The organism is Capnocytophaga sp. oral taxon 878 (genome assembly GCF_002999135.1).
Taxonomy (GTDB): Bacteria; Bacteroidota; Bacteroidia; order Flavobacteriales; family Flavobacteriaceae; genus Capnocytophaga.
On sequence record NZ_CP027229.1, the window covers coordinates 962,315 to 982,355 of the forward strand.

Below are 20,041 nucleotides of genomic sequence, written 5' to 3' on the forward strand. Positions count from 1 at the left end.
TACTTTACTCCTTAATTTTTATTTGATTATCTTCAAAAAGTAAAGGTGTTTCAGGAAAATCTAACTCTGTAAGATATTTTATCTCACTAAATACCTTACAATTAGTATCAAGTTCTAAGCCATTAGCTTTTGTTTGTTTTACCGAAATGACATTTGCATACAAAAAGTTACCTTTTCGGTCTATTTTAATATCAAACAAAGGGGCTATTCCATTTGCTCCTTGTAGGTTAAACCTACCATAAGTATTGAAATTACCCATACTATAAGTTATAAATTTCCCATTATATAATTCTACTGCACGTGTTACATGAGGACCATGACCTAATACAATATCAGCACCTGCATCTATTACTGAGTGTGCAAATTCATACACATTACCTCTGTTCTCTCCATAAAAGAACTCATTAGCCCTAGGTACACGTGTATTTTTAGAACCCTCTGCCCCTCCGTGAAATGAAACAATAAGTATATCTACCTGAGGGCGCAACTCCTTTACTAAATCAGTTGCTTGTTCTATATTGTTTACTGATAGCATATTACTATTAGGTGAAAAAGCACAAAAGCCATACTTTATACCATCTTTTTCAAAGATAACTGATTTGTTTTCTATAGGTCCTGCGTGATAAATACCTACTTCATCTAATATTTTAGCAGTATTTTTTCGTCCTTTTTCTCCAAAATCATTAGCATGATTATTGGCTGTACTCATTAAGTTAAAGCCTGCATCTTTGATAATTTTCCCATAACGATTGGGCATACGAAAAGCATAACAAGTACCTTCTGCAGCTTTTTTACATTTATCAGAACTACCACTATCTAATATTGCTCCTTCTAAATTACCAAATACTATATCACCTTTTAGATAAGGCTTTACATATTTAAAACTATCAACAGCATCATCTTTAGGCAAATAACCTTCAGGAAACCCTGAACCTATCATTACATCTCCTACAGCTACTATTGTTAGTGTATCCTTAGTGTACATTAGAGCTAAAGTATCTATAGGAATATGTCTTAAACTATCTATTTGTGCTGTTACATACCCACTTATACTTAAAGCTATCAGTAATAGAATTTTTCGCATTTCTTTTACTTTTCAGCAATTACATCAATACCTCCTTTTACTATCTGGTTGAGCTGTACATTTACTTTTGTTCCTAAAGGTAAGTAAACATCTACACGTGAGCCAAATTTTATAAAACCTGCATCTTCACCTTGTATTGCTGTATCTCCTACTTTAGCGTAATTCACAATACGTTTTGCTAATGCTCCTGCTATTTGCCTATACAATACCTTGCCAAAAACTGGGTTATCTACAACTATTGTAGTACGCTCATTTTCTTCTGAGGCTTTGGGATGCCATGCTACTAAATACTTACCAGGATGGTACTGACTATATACAACCTTACCTCCTAAAGCATAACGTGTAACGTGTACATTTAAAGGAGACATAAAGATAGATATCTGTAAGCATTTATCATTAAAATATTCTTTTTCAAACACTTCCTCTATCACTACTACCTTACCATCAACAGGAGCAATAATGTGATGGTCATTTTTAGGAGTTTTACGTTTAGGGTTCCTAAAGAACTGCAAAACAGCTATTAGAAACACAATAGATAGTAGTTGTATAGCTTTTTTAAGCCATACTATATCAATAAAATAATGAGCTATAAGCGATATACCTATTACCACAAATAGCGTAATGAGAATAATTTTAAATCCTTCTTTGTGAAACATTACCTTTTTTTTTAGATTGCAAAAGTACAAATATTTTTTTAAACTAGCAAAAAAAGTTCTAAGCTGATTGGCTTAGAACTTTTATTATTATCCTCTTTCAAAGAGTTGAGAGACTAAAAGAAGTATCTTTTGAATGCCTCAATAGCAGCATAGTCTGCCAAACCTAAATTGCGATAACGGCGTGCTGTTTCGCTATTGCGAGCTTCAGCACGTTGCCAGAACTCACGCAAGTCATCACCCTGGAACATTGCACCGTCTTTTTGTGATTGGTGGAAGAAGATAGCTTGACGTTTTTTAAGTACTTGTGCTGGACTCATAGGAACTGCCATTTCAATTTCATGAATATCCCATTCGTGCCAAGCACCACGATATAACCACAACCAGCAGTCTTTCATATAATCCTTTTCTTTCAAGTTTTTCACAGCAGCAAAGATAGCATCCAAGCATACTTTGTGAGTACCATGAGGGTCGGCTAGGTCACCTGCAGCATAAATTTGATGTGGTTTTACCTCTTCAATCAAATCCATAATAATTTTGATATCAGCTTCACCTATAGGATTCTTTTTCACGCCACCTGTTTCATAAAAAGGTAAGTTAAGGAAGTGTACACGATTATCAGGCACGCCTTCATAACGAGTAGCTGCCAATGATTCATGGCGACGAATATTGCCTTTTAATTGGCGTACTAATAAGCTATCAATTTCATTTGATTTTTTATTAGTAATATTGCTAATTATTTCATCAAGTACTGCTACCTCAGCTTTATTTTCTTTTACTATATCTTTGAATACTTCTGCAAACTTGAGCGCTTCGTGATCGGATACAGCAAAGTTACCTGAAGTTTGGTAAGCAATATGTACTTCATGACCTTGTGATACTAGACGATCAAAAGTACCTCCCATTGAGATTACATCATCATCAGGGTGTGGACTAAAGATAATAATACGTTTTTTATGAGGTTTCTCGCGCTCTGGACGATTAGTATCATCAGCATTAGGTTTACCTCCTGGCCAGCCAGTAATGGTGTGTTGCAAACGGTTAAACATTGCAATATTCAAATCATAAGCAGGACCTGATTCGGCAAGGAGTTTAGACATACCATTTTCATTATAATCAGAATCGGTAAGTTTAAGAATAGTTTTGCCAAGGTGCTCACATAGCCATACGATAGCTTTAGCTTTAAGGTCTTCATTCCATTTCACATCTTTCACCAACCAAGGGGTATTAATGCGGGTTAGGAGAGCAGAAGCTTCTTCATCTAATACAAAAGTAGTATTTTCGTGTAATTGTAAATAACTTGAAGGTACTTCGGAAGTTACCTCACCTTCAACAGCTTTAGCAACAATTGAAGCTTTGCTACTACCCCAAGCAAGCAATACAATACGACGTGCTTTCATTACAGTACGGATACCCATAGTAATAGCTTGGCGAGGTACATTGTCGATTCCATGAAATGCTTCAGCTGCATCGGAACGAGTGATATGATCAAGGGTAATGTTACGTGTACCTGAGTTTCGGTTAGAACCTGGCTCATTAAAACCTATGTGTCCTGTCCTACCAATACCTAAAAGTTGGAAATCAATACCTCCGCATTCTTCAATTTTCTTGTCATAAGAAGCGCAGTAAGCATCAAGTTCATCATGAGACACTGTTCCGTTAGGTATATTGATATTTTCTTTTGGAATATCAATATGGTTGAACAAATGCTCGTGCATAAAGTACCAATAGCTTTGCAAATCTTGCTTTTCCATTGGGTAGTACTCATCTAAGTTAAAGGTAATAACATTTTTAAAGCTAAGACCTTCTTCTTTGTGCATACGTACTAACTCATCATACACTTTAACTGGTGAAGAACCTGTGGCTAAGCCCAACACACAAGTTTTACCCTCTGATTGTTTTCTTCTGATAAGATTAGCAATTTCATGAGCGACACTAACAGAAGCGGTTACGGAATTTGAGAAAACAAGATTATCTATTTTCTCAAAACGAGTTTCTTCAACAGCCCCAGCAGGGTGATGAGCAATCGATGAAACTTCTTTTTTAATATCTGTTCTCATTTTTGTTTGATAAATGATTTTTTATTATTTTTTTAACAGGGCAAAGGTAAACAACTTTTATGAATTACACAAAAATAATTTTAAGTTTTTTTTTATTTTTTCCTTTGCTGAGATTGTTGCATTTTACGTTGAGCTTCAGCTTGCTCCATCATTTCACGCATTTTGGCTTGGAACTTACTTTCTTTTTTCGGTTTTTTCTTATTTTCTTGTATTTGTGCATGTATCTTCTTTTCATCAATAATCCAATACTTAATAGCTAACATAATAAATATGGTAAGCAAGTTTGATATAAAGTAATACAAACTAAGTCCACTGGCATAGTTATTAAAGAAGAACAACATCATCACGGGAGATAAGTAAATGAGGAACTTCATACTAGGCATACCAGGCTGTTGAGGCTGTACAGTTTGTGCCATTGTCATCAATGAATAGATGAGAATAGCTACTGAAGCTAAGAATGGGAACAAACTTACATGGCTACCATAGAAAGGAATAGAGAAAGGCAACTGTAGGACTGCATCATAAGATGAAAGGTCATCTGCCCAAAGGAAGCTCTTCTGTCTTAATCCAAACTCGGCTGGAAAGAAGTTGAACAATGCCAAGAATACAGGCAGCTGTAACAAAGCAGGTATACAGCCACTTAAAGGGTTTACCCCCGCTTTGCTGTATAATGCCATAGTTTCTTGCTGACGTTTCATAGGCTCTTCATATTTCTTATTGATTTCTTCAATTTCTGGGCGCAATACTTTCATTTTAGCCTGTGATAGATATGACTTATATACAATAGGTGATAAGAGTAAACGTACTATAATAGTCATTAAGATAATTACCAATCCTACTGAAAAATATTGTGCTAAGAAGTTGTACAATGGTATGAATAACCACTTATTAAGCCAGCCAAAAATACCCCAACCGAGTGGAATAGATTCGGTAAGCTGATATTTATCATCATACTGCTTTAGAATATTGTAATCACTTGGACCAAAATAGAAGTGCAAGGACTCACTTAATTCTCCTCCTTTGGTTTTAAGAGGGAAAGTAGACTTAATATTTTTAGTGAATTTAACGTCTTTACCCTCATTGGTAGCGATATTGTAGGACAAGAAGTCGCCTTTTTCAAAAGGAGCATCATTAATAAGTATAGAGGAGAAAAGATGTTGCTTATAAGCTACCCAGCGCACTTGCTCTTCTTTGCCTCCATCATTACCACCTTGACTTAGGCGTTGTACTTTATCATCTCCAAATAGTATAGAGGCTTGAGTATAGCGGTTTTCATAAGTAACGCTTTTTTCCATACGGCGTGCTTTTACACCCCAATCGATTGTAAGAGGTTGATTGGTATTGAGTACGCCAGAAAGTCCCTGACTACGTATTGCCATATCAAGCATATAACCTTCGGCAGGAAGGGTATAAAGATATTCTAAGTAGACATTTTCGGAAGTCTTAAGCTTCATTGACACTACTTGTTTACCTCCTTCATTTTTCAATTCGGGCTGAAAGAACAAGTTACGTGTATTCAATTTTTGTCCTTGTGCAGTTGTAAAATCAATACCAAAGAGTGCATTACTATCTTTTACAAGGTATACGGGTAAAGTATCATAGGTTTGGAAATGTTTTAGCAATACTTCTTTCAGTTCTCCTCCTTTATTACTAATAGTAATTTTAACATCTTTGTTCTCAATTATTGTAAGCTCATCTTTAGCTGATGGCAATGATGCTGAATAAGCAAATGCGCCTAAAGTAGCTTTATATTGAGCTAATGCTACTGAATCGGTAGGTATTTGTTGGAATGCTTGAGCTGTAGTAGCTGTATTTTGTTGTTGTTTGGCTTGAGCTTCAGCTTGTTCTTGGGCGGCTTTGCGTTTAGCTAATTCTTCCTGAGAGGGCTTATTGTTCTCCATTACCCATAATAGTAAAAAGAATATAAGTACAAAGCCTATAATTGTTTTAGCATCAAATTTCTTTTCTTCCATATAATTAATTATAATTCTGTTTTTTAAACCTATGTTTATTTATAAGATTTTAGTTCTTTTTTAATTTATTTTGTAAGGCTGCTTTGACAAAAGCTACAAATAAAGGGTGAGGGTTGGCAACGGTACTTTTATATTCGGGGTGATATTGTACACCTACAAACCAAGGATGGTTAGGGAGTTCGACTACTTCAACTAAACCTGTATCGGGGTTGATACCTGTGCATTGCAAGCCTGCTTGTTCTAACTGTTCTTTATACTCATTATTGAACTCATAACGATGACGGTGGCGTTCAGAAATATGAGTTTTACCATAAGCGTCAAATATTTTACTACCTTTCATAAGCTCACAGTCCCAAGCTCCTAAGCGCATAGTTCCTCCTTTTTGGGTAACTTCTTTTTGACTTTCCATCAGGTTGATTACGGGGTAAGGAGTATTGGGTTCCATTTCGGTAGAATTAGCTCCTTGCATACCTGCTAGATGGCGTGCAAACTCAATAACTGCCATTTGCATACCTAAACAAATACCTAAGAAAGGAATATTGTGTTTGCGTACATACTCAATAGCTTTAATTTTTCCTTCGATACCGCGACCACCAAAACCAGGTGCTACTAATATGGCATCTAAGTGAGCTAATTTAGCTTCTATATTTTCTTCATTGATATGTTCTGAGTGGATACTTTCAACATCTACACGCACCTCATTAGCAGCACCTGCATGTATAAAAGCTTCTAATATAGACTTATAAGAGTCTTGCAACTCAACATACTTACCTACTAAGCCTATTTTGATGCGATGTTTAGGATTTTTGTATCGTTGTAAGAAGGCATTCCACTGAGTGAGGTCGGGTTCGTTTTTATAGGGGAGATCTAACTTTTTGAGGGCTACTTTATCAAGTCCCTCAAGAAGCATTACATTAGGGACGTCATAAATGGTAGATACATCGATGGATTGGATAACAGCCTCACGTTTAACATTGCAGAAGAGGGCTAATTTATAGCGAAGATCGTCTGAAAGTTCATGTTCGGTACGGCACACTAATATATCGGCTTGTATACCGCTTTCCATTAGGGTTTTAACACTGTGCTGGGTAGGTTTAGTTTTCAGTTCGCCTGCTGCTGCTAAGTAAGGTACAAGAGTGAGGTGTATTACAATCGCATTATGTTCACCTAAATCCCACAATAACTGTCTGACAGATTCAATATATGGGAGAGACTCAATATCGCCTACGGTACCACCTATTTCAGTAATGACAATATCATAATCACCGGTGTTACCTAACAGCTGTATACGTTCTTTTATTTCGTTGGTAATATGAGGAATTACCTGTACTGTTTTGCCTAGGAACTCACCACGGCGTTCTTTTTCAATCACACTTTGATAAATACGCCCAGTGGTAACATTATTAGCCTGAGATGTAGGTACGTTGAGGAAGCGCTCATAATGTCCTAAATCAAGATCAGTTTCGGCTCCATCTTCAGTTACATAGCATTCGCCATGTTCATAAGGGTTAAGGGTGCCTGGATCTACATTAATATAAGGGTCGAATTTTTGAATAGTAACCCTATAGCCGCGTGCTTGTAAGAGCTTGGCTAATGAGGCAGCTATGATGCCTTTGCCGAGAGAGGAAGTTACACCTCCTGTAACAAATATATATTTGGTTTGAACCATCTTCAACAAATTTTTGGCAAAAGTACAAACTTTTTTGCAATTAACAAGTAACTATTAACATTTATTTTTAGAGATTGGTTATTAGGTTAAAGATAAGAAAAAAGGAAATTACACATTTTTCTGTTTTTTATTGTGAAAATAGATTTTTTTCTGCTTTTTGTTTATTTAGCAGAAATTGAGAGTTCAGAGATTCTTTACTTAAGCTCTAAGGTTCCTCCAAGGTAGCTCTAAGGTAGCTCCAAGATAGCTTTAACAGAAAAATTTTCTGTTTGGAGGGTTGAGATTAGAAGACAAGGATTAGACAGGAAGAAAAATAGTAATAGTGGTGAGAAGTAAAAAAACTTGCTAATTAATTTTTTATTTGTACTTTTGCCCCAAAATTGAAACTACTTTTATAATCTATTTTAAATAAAGAAGATACAGGAATTACAAGAAGATTAGGTAATGATTTAGTAATAGCTCTTATTTCATTTGATTATACCTATTTTCTCAGTAACTTCTAGGTGAAAAGGTACAACATCTTGACAATATAACCAAAAAAATTTACCTTTGCACCCGCAGACGTGCAGCAACGCACGTCTGCGTGGAGCTGGTAATGTGTCAGATGTGTTATTTTTAATTATGTAGTAGAATGCGACAAAATCAAAAAATTTTGTCAGATTGAAAAAAAATGTATCTTTGCTCCCAATATGAGATTTTTCACCTTCATACTTAGCTTATATCTGTTGGCACTCACTGGGCTGCCTTGTACGGATATGCTTGAAGGTGAGGAGTCTTCAGCTTCTTATGAATTTGTAACAGCCCCAACTGGGGAACACTCTCATTTTCATTTGGATAGCTGTTCATCTTTCTGCATTTGCACTTGCTGCCAAATGGTAATCAGCACGCCCACTACTTATGAGGCCTTAACCATTGCTCAAGCCACCGCAACCATTCCCTCCTATAGCTATCCCCTGACCGTATGGTCTTCGAACTGCTATGGGAATATCTGGACTCCTCCCAAGATATAGTCTTTTCTTTCTTCATCTCAAGTGATTGTTCATTAGTCATCTCACCCATCATTAGTCATTAACTAATCATTAATTCTTATTAGAAATGTTAGACAAAATCATACTATTTAGCATCAAAAATAAGCTATTTGTAGGATTCATGACCCTTATGCTTATTTTTTGGGGCGTATGGAGTGCTACAAGGCTCCCCATTGATGCCGTTCCAGATATTACTAACAACCAAGTACAAATCATCACCTCTACCCCTACTTTGGCCTCACAAGAGGTAGAGCAACTGGTTACTTTTCCTATTGAGCAAGCCATCGCCAATATTCCTGGGCTGGAGGAAACACGCAGTATTTCCCGCTTTGGTCTCTCGGTCATCACAGCCGTCTTTAGCGAGGATATGGACATCTACTTTGCCCGCCAGCTAGTCAATGAAAAGCTCAAGGAGGCACAGGAGCAAATCCCTCAAGGCATAGGCTCGCCCGAACTCTCACCCGTGAGTACCGGACTGGGGGAGGTATATCAGTATATCATTCGCCCTACGGAACAGAGCAAAAACAAATATTCCGCCAAAGACCTCCGCACCATGCAGGACTGGATCGTGGCTCGCCAACTCTATGGTACCAAAGGAATAGCCGAAATCAACAGCTTTGGAGGCGAACTCAAACAGTATGAGGTGGTTATAGACCCCGATCGCCTCCGTGCCATGGGGGTGAGTGTCAGTGATATTTTCACTGCTTTGGAGCAGAACAACCAAAATACAGGAGGTGCCTATATCGACAAGCGCCCCAATGCCTACTTTATCCGAGGAATAGGCATGGCTCGCTCCCTTGAAGACATAGGCAATATAGCCGTAGGCAAGCACACCCCTCCCCTCTTTATCAAGCATGTAGCCGAGGTACGCTTGGGCAGTGCCCTCCGCTATGGTGCCCTTAGCTATAATGGCGAGGTGGATGCCGTAGGTGGGGTAGTGATGATGCTCAAGGGCGAAAACAGCCACGAGGTAGTCAGTCGTATCAAAGAAAAACTGCCCACCATACAGCAATCCCTACCTGAAGATGTAGTGATAGAGCCATTCTTAGACCGCACGGACTTGGTACAACGCGCCATCCATACAGTAGAGAAAAACCTCTTAGAGGGGGCGCTGATTGTCATCTTCATCTTAGTACTTTTCTTAGGGAACCTGCGTGCCGGACTGATTGTTGCCACAGCCATTCCGCTCTCCTTGCTCTTTGCCTTAGGAATGATGAACCTCTTTGGAGTAAGTGCCAACCTGATGAGCTTGGGAGCGATAGATTTCGGAATTATCGTAGATGGATCGGTTATCGTGGTAGAAGCAGTGATGCACCACTTGGCGATCCGAAAGAACCACCAACGACTTACCCAAACACAAATGGATGAGGAGGTATTCCATTCCGCTTCCAAAATACGCAGTAGTGCCGCCTTCGGAGAGATTATCATCCTGATGGTGTATATTCCCATTCTTACCTTGGTAGGAGTAGAGGGCAAGATGTTCCGCCCTATGGCACAAACCGTCGTCTTTGCTATTTTGGGTGCCCTGATCCTTTCCCTGACTTATATCCCTGCCATGAGCGCTTTGCTCCTACCTAAAACAGTAAGTGACAAGCGCAGTTTTGCCGAGCGAATGATAAGCTGGCTCTACCGTCACTACCAACCGCTCTTTGTCCGTTCTATCCGCCTTAGGGGATGGATAATAGGCAGTACCGTGGTACTGTTCGTTCTTGCGGTAGGCATTTTCAGCCGTATGGGAGGTGAGTTTATTCCACAACTACAAGAAGGCGATTTTGTTTTTGAATGTATTCTGCCACCGGGCACTTCCCTGAAGCAGAGCTTGGAGACTTCCATGCAGGCCTCTCGCCTGATTCGTGAGTTCGACGAGGTGAAAATGGTGATAGGCAAAACAGGTTCTGCCGAAATACCTACCGACCCTATGCCGCTGGAAGCCTCCGATATTGTGATCGTACTCAAGAGCCAAGACCAATGGAAAAGTGGTCGCTCCTATGAGGAATTAGGAGATGCCATCATTGAGCGGCTCAAGGATATTCCTGGGGTTTTCTTTGAGAAAAGCCAGCCTATACAAATGCATTTCAACGAATTGATGACAGGTGTCAGACAGGATGTAACGATAAAAATCTTTGGAGAAAACATGGATACCCTCGCCCACTACGCCCAAAGAGTAAGCCAACTTATCCAGAAAACAGAAGGTGCTACCGCCCCACAGGTCGAAAAAGTAAGCGGACTTCCGCAAATCAATGTTACTTACGATCGGGTACGCTTGGCCAACTACGGACTTTCGGTGCAAGAGGTCAATGAGGTACTCAGTACCGCCTTTGCTGGTAAGAAGGCTGGGGTTGTCTTCGAGAACGAACGAAGGTTCGACCTTGTGGTGCGCCTCGATAGCCTCCATCGTACCGGAATTGACGATGTACAGCATATGATGGTAGCTACCGAAAATGGGCAGGTGCCGATGAGCCAATTGGCCACTATCAAATATGAATTAGGCCCCGCACAAGTAAGCCGTGAAGCAGGCAAGCGCCGTATCGTCATTGGCTTCAACGTGCAAGGGCGCGATGTGCAGAGTGTGGTGAGTGATATAGAACAAAAATTAAAGGGCGTAAAGCTCCCTACGGGCTATTACTTTACCTATGGCGGTCAGTTTGAGAACCTACAACAAGCCACCGACCGACTGCTCATAGCCGTGCCTGTAGCCCTACTTTTAATATTTTTCTTGTTATACCTTGCTTTCCACTCTATAAAACAATCATTGCTCATCTTTAGCGCTATCCCGATGAGTGCCATTGGGGGCGTATTTGCCTTGCTTCTTCGGGGAATGCCTTTTAGTATTAGTGCGGGTATTGGTTTTATCGCGCTCTTTGGGGTAGCAGTGCTCAACGGTATAGTGCTTATTGGCACTTTCAACCAGCTGAAAAAAGAAGGAATGACCAACCTTTTGCATCGCGTGATTACGGGTACCGAAATGCGTTTACGCCCTGTGCTAATGACGGCTATGGTGGCGAGCTTAGGTTTCCTACCTATGGCACTCAGTCAAGGAGCAGGAGCAGAAGTACAACGCCCCTTAGCTACAGTGGTTATTGGGGGGTTAGTATCGGCTACCTTCCTCACCCTCTTCGTGCTTCCGTTGCTTTACATCGCTTTCAATAGTACCTTTTCTTGGCGCCGTCCTTCAGCTAAAGTACTCACGATAGTCCTATTGCTTATCAGTCCTATAGCGCTACACGCTCAGCAGTCTTACTCGCTACAAGAAATAGAGCAAATAGCCCTTAAGAACAATGGAGTGATTAAGGCAGCACAACTCAAGCTACAAGGAGCAAGTGCTAAAGAGCGAACCTCTTTTGAATTGGCTAAAACAGACTTTACAGGGCAATACGGGCAGTACAGCAGTGCTGAAAAAGACCTTTCAGTAGGTGTATCACAATCTATTCCTTTGCCTACAGTATTTGCTGCTCGCAAAAAGCTCTATCAAGCAGAGACACAATTACAACAAGGGCAATTAGCCCTTCAGCAGAATGAACTGAAGCGGCAAGTGCGCAACGCATATCAGCAATTGCAATATTTGACTTTTAAAGAGGAACAGCTCTTGCAGCTTGATAGTCTCTACAATAATTTTATTCGCATTGCTGAAGTACGCTATAAAGCAGGGGATACCAAGAAGATAGATATTAACACTGCCCAAGTGAAGAAAGGAGAAATAAGTTTGTTACTTCAACAGAACAAAACTATACAACAAGCTACCTATCGCAACTTGCGTACGTTAATGCAAACAGAAGAAGCATTTACCATTACCAAGTCGCCCGTGTATGAGCCTTTGTTACTCAGTGAGCCTTCGGATGTACAACTCTCTCAGCACCCTTTGGTACAACTCAGCTATCAAGAAGCAAACATAGCTGAGCACAACAAACGTCTAGAGCGTGCCCAAGCCCTGCCCGACCTTACATTGGGCTATACCAATCAGTCTCTTATAGGAATGCAAACCATTGGAGGGGTAGAGACCTATACTGATAGAAGTAAACGTTTTCACTTTGCCACCATAGGGCTTTCAGTTCCTATTTTTACCGCTACCCGTGCCAAGGTGAAAGCTTATAAATATCAGAAAGAAGCAGCTATAGAAGAAGCCCAACAAACAGAAAAACAGCTTAAAACTCAATGGATAAATCTGCAAGAGGAATACCAACTGAATTTGCAAAAATATCAGTTTTACAAACAAGAAGCTCTACCCGAAGCCGAGCGCATTATCCGAGCCAATCAGTTAGGGTATAGCGCAGGTGAAATAAGCTATGTGGAGTACCTTTACACCCTACAGACAGCCGTAGATACCCGCTTAGCATACCTTGAGAGTATCGAGGCGCTTAATCAAAAAGTAATAGAAATACAATCCCTTTTAAACCAGTAAAACAAATGAAAAAATATAGTATAAAAATCGCTTTTATCCTTATAGGAATTAGTCTATCAGCCTGCAATGGCACTCCTACAACTACCAATAATCAAAAGCTCGAAGAGCGCGAAGAACACCACGAAGAAGGAGGCAACCTCACCACCCTTACCCAAGCTCAAATCCAAACTGTAGATATTCGTTTGGGACATATAGAAGAAAAAGCTCTTGCCGCTACCCTCAAAGCCAATGGAATACTGAGCGTGCCTGCCGACCATCAGGCGAAGGTATCGACTGTATATGCGGGGATTATCAAGAGCGTAAAGGTAGAGATAGGCAGTTATGTGCAAAAAGGGCAAGTAATCGCTACTGTTTCTAACCCAGAATTCTTGCAACAACAACAGCGCTTGCTCACCGTTAATAGTCAGATAGAACTTGCTAAACAAGAACTTGACCGTCAGCAAACCCTCTATGAAGGTAATGCTGGTACTGGTAAGAACCTACAAGCCGCTACTACTCAGCTACGCACCCTCCGTACCGAAAAAGCTTCACTTGAAGAACAAATACGCCTAATGGGCTTAAACCCTCAAACACTCACCGATAAGGGAATGCAATCTACTTTGGCGATAGTGGCTCCTATTAGTGGGAATATCAGTGCGGTATATACTAACAAAGGGGCTTATGTAGATGCCTCCACCCCTATTGTGGAAATCATCGACAACAGTTCGCTGCACCTGCACTTGCAAGTGTATGAGCGAGACTTGCCTTACATTAAGGTAGGACAACAAGTGCACTTCAACCCTACCAATAACACCTCTCGCGAATATGATGCCCAAGTGTATAACATTGCGGCTTCGTTTGAAAACGAAAGCAAAAGTATCATTGTACATTGCCACGTAGAGGGTGACAAACAAGGGCTCATCAATGGAATGAATGTAACAGGGGTTATCAGTCTTGACAAACAAACGACCCCTGCTGTACCTAACGAGGCTATCGTAGAGGATGCTGGTAAATCCTACATTTTTCTGGTAACCCAAACTTCGGATAAAGAAACCTCTTTTGAGAAAGTGGAGGTAGTAAAAGGAGCTTCCGAAAGTGGGTATACTGCCATTGCCCCTGTAAAACCTATAGCCCCCGAACAGACTATTGCTACCAAAGGAGCATTCTTTATCAACGCAACCTTAGTAAATGCTGAAAAAGATAGTGATTAGAATTGGTAATGTATCGGATATATTATTAAAATTTTATTACATTAGAAATACAATAAAAATATAAAAGTAAAAAACCACGACTTCGGAGTGTGTTTTAAGCTCCCTGCAAGGGCAAGTGGTTTTGAGGTGCCTACACGCCTAATGCGTGCCTCAAAACACAACTTGCTCTGTTCCGGTGAACAGAAGATTCTCCCTAAAGGTCAAATTTTAATTAACCATAAGAAAAGAAGATAAATACTACAAGCTCATAAAGTGATTTAGGGCATATTAGCAATATATTTAATCACTTACTTACAGAGTTATTTACAATTCTATGTAAAGCTATATGTATATTTGTACATTACTTTGCATTCACGCATCAAAGCAAGCAAGTATGTACGAAGGTAAAAACGTAATTAGGTAGCTACATAGTTTGAAATTTTTATTCGACAATGGGAGGAAAAGCGGTATTCGTTTCAAAAAACAATCTGTAAGAAGCGGCATTTTTCTCATATTTGACATTTTTTTTATTCGCTTAAAGGTCGGAATGAGCTGGTTTCGTTTCGAGTGCCATAAAAGGTCTGTGTTTAGCTTCTACAAGGTTTTTCAAAAAAAATACTACCCGCAGGACAACGGACAAGGGCTGGAGATTTTTTGAAAACCCATCGGGCTTGACCTTGCAAGAAGCGTTAAGAACACAGAAATACCTTTGCACTCGAACAACGAACCGCCATTACGTGCCTTAAGTGTTTAAAACAGGGAAAATAGGTAAGTCTTAATAACACTCTTATCTTTGTGAGATAGCTTTTTGTAAGGCAACAAAAAAATCCATTGACACATCTCTTTTTGAAATATTATCAATGGATTTCTAATTTTTAAAAGACACTGAGAAGCTATCCTATCTTTAAATTCTTTAATCGTTCGGCAGCAATTTCCATATCCTTGCTGATTTTCTCATTGGTGATTTTAGCATAAATCTGGGTAGTTTTGATATTCTTATGTCCCATCATCTTGCTAACACTTTCCAAGGGAACCCCTTCTGTTAAGAACAGAGTACCAAAGGTATGGCGTGCCCAGTGAAATGAAATGGGTTTTTCACGAATGATGTTACAATCTTTCATCATCTTTCTGATTAAGAGATTGCAATTAGTGTTGGAGGGTGTAGGAAACAATGCCTCTGTACGAGTCGTACCTTCATATTTTTCAATAATTTTCTCGGCTATATCCAACAGACGTACATTACAGGGCACATCAGATTTCTGACGGCGTTTGATAAGCCATTTGTTGCCGTCAAAGAACGATTGTAAGTGGCTTCTTTTAAGTTGTTTGATATCAATATAAGAGAAGCCTGTAAAGCAACTAAAAACAAATAGGTCTCGTACTAATTCAGCAGAAGCACTCTTAGGGTGATATTGTAAAAGAGTTTCTACTTCCTCTCTAAGCAAATAGCCTCTATCTTTCTCCTCCATAGAACTTATATAATTCTTAAAAGGATTGCGATAGATAATTCCTTTGTCTATGGCTATTTCTACCATTTTACAAAGGGGCATCATATAAACCCATATTGTGTTGTGAGTAAGACTTTTATTAACTCTAAGATAGAAATCAAAATCGTTGATAAAGTCTTCTGTAAGCTCTTTGAAAGAAATATCACTTCTGCGGTATTTATACTGGATAAACTCGCTCAAATGAGTATATACATTCTCATATTTGTTAAGAGTGCTGTAACTTCTAACACCTTTTTCTACCATCAAGGCAAAGCCTTCTTTGAAATTCTCATAGACTTTTAGCAAGGAATCTTCCATTACTCCTATGCCTAGAAAAGTAGCTTTTAGCTTCTGAGCAGTAACCACTCCCTCGTACTTCATCAGTTCCTTGTAATGAGTAATAATACGTGAGCGAATCTCTTCCAGCTTGCGATTAAGTTGGGTAGCTTCTTCTGTTTTACCTGTTACCCTTCCGTACTTCAAATCCCATTTCTGTGGAAGGATTTCAAGTTTGGTACTAAACTGAGCTACCTGATTGTCAATGGTAATACGCCCCATAATAGCAACCTTACCGTTCTTCTTTGGGGCATTCTTTTTAAGGCAAAACAATACCTTAAAGGTTGAGCGTTTTACTTTTTTCATACTCTAATTTTTTAATTTGCGAAAGTACTTTTTATCAAGTTACTGTACAATATGAAAAAAGGTGTAAAACACTGAAATATAACCTATTAATAAAAAATATTTTTCAGTATGGTAGGTAACGATTTAGAAACCTAATTTTGAAAAAACCTATCTAAAACATCTAAGACTCTGTCTTCTCTTATCTTCCTGTCAAAAAATTAATCCTCTTTGTATGAGCTAATTACATTATTTTTTGTAGTTTTGCTTTTTATTCGTAATTTTGCCGAAAAATTTAAATTATCATCATTTCAAGAAATGAGTACTTCAAAACAAGCCAAATCAGCCTTAATTTCTGTTTTTGACAAAACAGGACTAGAACCTATCATTCACCGAATGAAAACTTTGGGTATCACTATCTACTCTACTGGTGGTACTGAGAATTTTATCAAAAAATTAGGAGTGGAAGTTATTCCGGTAGAAACGATTACTGACTATCCTTCTATTTTTGGTGGTAGAGTAAAGACCTTACACCCTAAGATTTTTGGTGGTATTTTGAACCGCCAAGACAATGCACAGGATATAACAGAAATGAAGCAATACGGTATTCCGCAAATAGATATTGTGATTGTGGATTTATATCCTTTTGAAAAAACTGTTGCTAGTGGGGCTCCTGAGCAAGATATTATAGAAAAAATAGATATTGGAGGAATTTCTCTTATTCGTGCAGCTGCTAAAAACTTTAAAGATGTGCTTTGTGTGGCATCAGTAGACCAGTATGCTGACCTACTTCATATTTTAAACGAACAACACGGTAGTAGTACAGTAGAAGAACGCCGTACTTTTGCTGCTAAAGCTTTTCAAGTATCATCACACTATGATACAGCTATCTTTAACTATTTTAACCAAGCGGAATCTATTGCTTCATTGGCTATTAATGAGCGTAATGGGCAAGTTTTACGTTATGGTGAAAACCCTCACCAGAAAGGCGAGTTCTATGGTGATTTTGAGGCTCTTTTTGACAAATTACACGGTAAAGAGCTATCATATAACAACTTACTGGATGTAGATGCAGCAGTGAACCTTATGGCTGAATTTGCTAATGATGACCCTACTTTTGCCATACTGAAACATAACAATGCTTGTGGAGTAGCCACTAGAAAAACAATACTTGAGGCATATAAAGATGCTCTTGCTGGAGATCCTGTATCGGCTTTTGGTGGTATACTTATTTCTAATACTAAAATAGATTCGGCTACAGCAGAAACTATTCATCCTTTATTTTTTGAGGTAATTATTGCACCTTCATACAGCGATGAGGCTTTAAAAATACTAGAACAGAAGAAAAATAGGATTATTTTAGTACAGAAGAAAGCCCAAATGCCAGCTGTTAGTGTTCGTTCATGCCTAAATGGTTATCTGTTACAAGAAAAAGACTTGAAAACAGATAGTCTTGCTGATGTGCAATATGTAACATCGGTAAGACCATCGGCTGAAGCGTTAGAAGACCTTTTCTTTGCTTCTAAAATATGTAAGAGCACAAAATCAAACACTATTGTATTGGCTAAAAACAAGCAACTTATAGCAAGTGGCACAGGACAAACTAGCCGTGTAGATGCTTTAAAACAAGCTATTGAAAAGGCTAAAGAATTTCACTTTGACCTAAATGATGCTGTTATGGCAAGTGATGCTTTCTTCCCTTTCCCTGATTGTGTGGAGATTGCTCATAATGAAGGTATCCGCTCGGTAATACAGCCAGGGGGCTCTATCAAAGACCAAGCTAGCATTGACTATTGTGATGCACACCAAATGGGAATGGTATTCACTGGGGTACGCCACTTTAAACACTAATTAAACTCTTTTTTGAGCCTATGAAACACGTTGCAGCCGTAGGAGGCTATTTTATAATGCTTTATGACATCTTTCGTAAGCGTACACGATGGTCAATAACCAAAGACCTAATTTTGCGTGAGATAGATGACCTTATTTTTGGATCAATAGGTATTGTAGCTTTTATATCCTTTTTTGTAGGGGGGGTAGTAGCTGTACAAACGGCCTTGAATATTGATAACCCTTTTATACCTAAATACCTGATAGGTTTTGCTACACGCCAATCGATAGTATTGGAGTTTGCTCCTACCTTTACAGCTATTATTTTAGCGGGAAAAATAGGGTCGTTTATTACCTCAAGCATAGGGACTATGCGTGTAACTGAACAGATTGATGCTCTTGATATTATGGGGGTAAACTCGGTGAACTACTTAGTATTTCCAAAAATAGTTGCCTTAATGCTAATGCCTTTTTTAATTGCCTTAGGAATGTATTTAGGTGTATTAGGGGGGTGGGCATCGGCTGTTATGAGTGGTTATACAACCTCAAGTGAGTTTGTACAAGGAGTTCAGTACGATTTTAAACCTTATAGTATGGTATATGCTTTTACTAAGACAGCTGTATTTGCATTTTTCTTAGCTACTATACCTTCTTATCATGGTTATTATATGAAAGGGGGCGCACTAGATGTAGGAAAAGCTAGTACAGTATCGTTTGTATGGACAAGTATTGTAATTATTCTTGCCAACTCGGTGCTAACACAGTTGTTCTACGCTTAATTAGGGAAAGAAGTAAATAAAAAAGCTGACTGAGAAATGAATCTCAGTCAGCTTTTTTTATTTTATTAGTTGGAATTAAAACCTAAATGTTCCACCAATACCTAATACAGTTTCAAAGAAGAAGAAATCATGTTTGGCCTTATCGGCTATATCATAAGTAGTACGTACATCATACATATTGATGTACCCTCCTTTAAGTTCACCTATGATAAGAAAATACTTGAAGAGAGTGAGATGTAAACCTGCTTTTGCATTTACTCCTATACCTGCTATGTGAAACTCATCATAACGTTCTTTATTCATTAGTTTAGTGTTAGATCTTGGATAGAGCACTCCAAAACCAAGTCCTTCAGTAAGATTTACTTGTAATACATCGGTATTACGAATACCTAAAAAACGAGAAACATCATCAACGCGAGCTCCTTCAACTACTACATAGTTCAGTCCATCGGTATGTTCAAAAGTAAGGAAGTCTTCAGTAAGAACTTTATCAACATCATTGTAAATACCATCATGAGATGTCCCTGAGTTATTGATATAACCATTCATTTTCACTGTTTGGTTATTTTTCATAATATATTTCATGTGGTCTACTCCAGCTGAAATAGTATAATGGTCAGAAATGTAATACCCTACGTGACAGTTAGTTTGTGGGATAGTCATACGCAAAGGGTTGATATAGTCGATATGCCAACCTTTAGGACGGTCTATCGCAGCTACATCCTTAATAGTGAAGTTGTAATTATCACCAGTAAAAGTGATATCAGAGTTAGAGTAGTAACCTCTGTTCCCTCCCCAATAAAAGAAAAACTTCCCTTTGTTATGAGCGGTGTACCGATTGGGTGTTGCATCCTGAGCTATAGCCATTAATGAGCTTATTGCCAAGGAAATAGTGATAAAAATCTTTTTCATTAATGATTTATTTTTTAATTATTAAGGGCGCAAAGGTAGTAATAATTAGCAAATTAGCAAATTGGTTATTAGCAATTAACTATTTTATAACAGCTGTTTTTGAATTTAAATACTAATACTGTACAAGTGTAATTGTTATATTTTCTATTATTTATATGAAGGAAGTCGTTTTTGTTTCAAAAAAATCTATAAAAAGTATAGTTTCTAAATTGATAGTTACGATAGATTTCGATTATTTTTGTAGAAAACGCTTGGTAATATAAACACTGCTATTACTTATAACTTCTAAGTATAAAACTCTTTCTATTTCTTGTTAAAATTGTTAATTCCTAATTGTTAATTTGTAATTATTTACTACTTTTGCAACATTAATTCAAAAA

General features: G+C 38.4%; 12 protein-coding genes. 5 read left to right on the forward strand and 7 right to left on the reverse strand.

Going from position 1 to position 20,041, the window contains the following annotated elements; all coding sequences use genetic code 11:
• Nucleotides 1-4: 4 nt before the first annotated feature.
• From C4H12_RS04350 to C4H12_RS04370, 5 genes are all read right to left on the reverse strand, one after another.
• A complete protein-coding gene (locus C4H12_RS04350) occupies nt 5-1,084 on the reverse strand; it encodes a CapA family protein (RefSeq protein WP_106097847.1) in 1,080 nt (359 codons plus the stop codon).
• A 5-nt stretch (nt 1,085-1,089) separates the two neighbouring features.
• Nucleotides 1,090-1,740 (reverse strand): phosphatidylserine decarboxylase family protein, encoded by a 651-nt coding sequence (locus C4H12_RS04355; protein ID WP_106097848.1) that lies wholly within the window; start codon nt 1,738-1,740, stop codon nt 1,090-1,092.
• A 113-nt stretch (nt 1,741-1,853) separates the two neighbouring features.
• Complete coding sequence (gene nagB, locus C4H12_RS04360; protein WP_106097849.1) at nt 1,854-3,797, reverse strand: glucosamine-6-phosphate deaminase; 1,944 nt, start codon at nt 3,795-3,797, stop codon at nt 1,854-1,856.
• Between the two features lie 92 nt (nt 3,798-3,889).
• On the reverse strand, nt 3,890-5,770 hold the full coding sequence (gene yidC, locus C4H12_RS04365) for a membrane protein insertase YidC (protein ID WP_106097850.1): 1,881 nt from the start codon (nt 5,768-5,770) through the stop codon (nt 3,890-3,892).
• Between the two features lie 49 nt (nt 5,771-5,819).
• On the reverse strand, nt 5,820-7,439 hold the full coding sequence (locus C4H12_RS04370) for a CTP synthase (RefSeq protein WP_106097851.1): 1,620 nt from the start codon (nt 7,437-7,439) through the stop codon (nt 5,820-5,822).
• 689 nt (nt 7,440-8,128) lie between these two features.
• On the opposite strand from C4H12_RS04370, the gene C4H12_RS04380 reads away from it, so the two are divergent.
• The 3 genes from C4H12_RS04380 to C4H12_RS04390 all read left to right on the forward strand — a co-directional run bounded on the left by C4H12_RS04380 (nt 8,129) and on the right by C4H12_RS04390 (nt 14,056).
• Nucleotides 8,129-8,449: a DUF6660 family protein gene (locus C4H12_RS04380; protein ID WP_106097852.1), complete on the forward strand. Its 321-nt coding sequence runs from the start codon at nt 8,129-8,131 to the stop codon at nt 8,447-8,449.
• Between the two features lie 85 nt (nt 8,450-8,534).
• The gene (locus tag C4H12_RS04385; protein WP_106097853.1) at nt 8,535-12,866 is read left to right on the forward strand and encodes a CusA/CzcA family heavy metal efflux RND transporter; all 4,332 of its coding nucleotides are present in this window, start codon (nt 8,535-8,537) and stop codon (nt 12,864-12,866) included.
• 5 nt (nt 12,867-12,871) lie between these two features.
• Complete coding sequence (locus tag C4H12_RS04390) at nt 12,872-14,056, forward strand: efflux RND transporter periplasmic adaptor subunit (RefSeq protein WP_106097854.1); 1,185 nt, start codon at nt 12,872-12,874, stop codon at nt 14,054-14,056.
• Nucleotides 14,057-14,928: 872 nt separating this feature from the next.
• Here C4H12_RS04390 and C4H12_RS04400 read toward each other — a convergent pair.
• On the reverse strand, nt 14,929-16,164 hold the full coding sequence (locus C4H12_RS04400) for a site-specific integrase (protein ID WP_095898438.1): 1,236 nt from the start codon (nt 16,162-16,164) through the stop codon (nt 14,929-14,931).
• Nucleotides 16,165-16,458: 294 nt separating this feature from the next.
• On the opposite strand from C4H12_RS04400, the gene purH reads away from it, so the two are divergent.
• Both purH and C4H12_RS04410 read left to right on the forward strand, forming a co-directional pair.
• A complete protein-coding gene (purH, locus tag C4H12_RS04405) occupies nt 16,459-17,991 on the forward strand; it encodes a bifunctional phosphoribosylaminoimidazolecarboxamide formyltransferase/IMP cyclohydrolase (protein WP_106097855.1) in 1,533 nt (510 codons plus the stop codon).
• Between the two features lie 20 nt (nt 17,992-18,011).
• Nucleotides 18,012-18,749 (forward strand): ABC transporter permease, encoded by a 738-nt coding sequence (locus tag C4H12_RS04410; RefSeq protein WP_106097856.1) that lies wholly within the window; start codon nt 18,012-18,014, stop codon nt 18,747-18,749.
• Between the two features lie 75 nt (nt 18,750-18,824).
• On the opposite strand, the gene C4H12_RS04415 is transcribed toward C4H12_RS04410, so the two are convergent.
• Nucleotides 18,825-19,661: a hypothetical protein gene (locus C4H12_RS04415; protein ID WP_106097857.1), complete on the reverse strand. Its 837-nt coding sequence runs from the start codon at nt 19,659-19,661 to the stop codon at nt 18,825-18,827.
• Nucleotides 19,662-20,041: the final 380 nt, after the last annotated feature.

Excerpts from the sequence above, each read along its gene's own strand:
- C4H12_RS04350 (WP_106097847.1), bottom strand. The coding sequence starts at position 1,084 with ATGCGAAAAATTCTATTACTGATAGCTTTAAGTATAAGTGGGTATGTA.
- C4H12_RS04355 (WP_106097848.1), bottom strand. The coding sequence starts at position 1,740 with ATGTTTCACAAAGAAGGATTTAAAATTATTCTCATTACGCTATTTGTG.
- nagB (WP_106097849.1), bottom strand. The coding sequence starts at position 3,797 with ATGAGAACAGATATTAAAAAAGAAGTTTCATCGATTGCTCATCACCCT.
- yidC (WP_106097850.1), bottom strand. The coding sequence starts at position 5,770 with ATGGAAGAAAAGAAATTTGATGCTAAAACAATTATAGGCTTTGTACTT.
- C4H12_RS04370 (WP_106097851.1), bottom strand. The coding sequence starts at position 7,439 with ATGGTTCAAACCAAATATATATTTGTTACAGGAGGTGTAACTTCCTCT.
- C4H12_RS04380 (WP_106097852.1), top strand. The coding sequence starts at position 8,129 with ATGAGATTTTTCACCTTCATACTTAGCTTATATCTGTTGGCACTCACT.
- C4H12_RS04385 (WP_106097853.1), top strand. The coding sequence starts at position 8,535 with ATGTTAGACAAAATCATACTATTTAGCATCAAAAATAAGCTATTTGTA.
- C4H12_RS04390 (WP_106097854.1), top strand. The coding sequence starts at position 12,872 with ATGAAAAAATATAGTATAAAAATCGCTTTTATCCTTATAGGAATTAGT.
- C4H12_RS04400 (WP_095898438.1), bottom strand. The coding sequence starts at position 16,164 with ATGAAAAAAGTAAAACGCTCAACCTTTAAGGTATTGTTTTGCCTTAAA.
- purH (WP_106097855.1), top strand. The coding sequence starts at position 16,459 with ATGAGTACTTCAAAACAAGCCAAATCAGCCTTAATTTCTGTTTTTGAC.
- C4H12_RS04410 (WP_106097856.1), top strand. The coding sequence starts at position 18,012 with ATGAAACACGTTGCAGCCGTAGGAGGCTATTTTATAATGCTTTATGAC.
- C4H12_RS04415 (WP_106097857.1), bottom strand. The coding sequence starts at position 19,661 with ATGAAAAAGATTTTTATCACTATTTCCTTGGCAATAAGCTCATTAATG.